The 666-nt window shown below is 48.1% G+C and carries 1 protein-coding gene; it reads right to left on the bottom strand.

From position 1 onward, the window contains the following. Window positions 1-664: argininosuccinate synthase (locus A3751_RS01265; protein WP_082862984.1), on the bottom strand; the 664-nt coding region annotated here is incomplete at its 3' end. Between the last annotated feature and the right edge of the window lie 2 nt (window positions 665-666).

The following is a 666-nucleotide window of genomic DNA, read 5'->3' on the forward strand; positions in this document are numbered from 1 at the left end:
CAATGTAGGTTGGCTTATCCGGCGCATTCTCCGGAGAAACAGACCAGCGCCACATTTCTTCTTCGGGTTCTTGCCAAGGGTCTTCTAGCATGTCCCCTTCATAAGAAATATGCAGTAAGTTCGCATCCATCGAATATGGAGATTTGCCTTTCTTGGCCTCCACTTCAATACCNTGCTTTGCACAGTAATCCATTAGGCTTTCACGGGAATTCAGATCCCATTCACGCCAAGGAGCAATCACCTGAACACCAGGCTTGAGCGCATAGGCTCCAAGTTCGAAACGAATCTGGTCATTTCCCTTACCAGTCGCGCCATGCGAAATAGCATCAGCGCCAGTTTCATTGGCGATTTCAATCAAACGCTTAGCAATGAGTGGGCGCGCTATGGATGTACCCAAAAGGTATTCACCTTCATAGATCGTATTGGCGCGGAACATCGGGTAGACATAGTCACGCACGAACTCTTCACGTACGTCTTCGATGTAAATTTCTTTTACACCTAGCGCTTCGGCTTTCGCCCGGGCTGGCTCAACTTCTTCGCCCTGACCAAGGTCTGCAGTATAAGTTACGACTTCACAGCCGTACTCTTCGTTCAACCATTTGACGATAACGGAAGTGTCCAGACCACCAGAATAGGCCAAAACAACCTTGTTTATCTTCGACATAA

The organism is Oleiphilus sp. HI0080 (assembly GCF_001635135.1).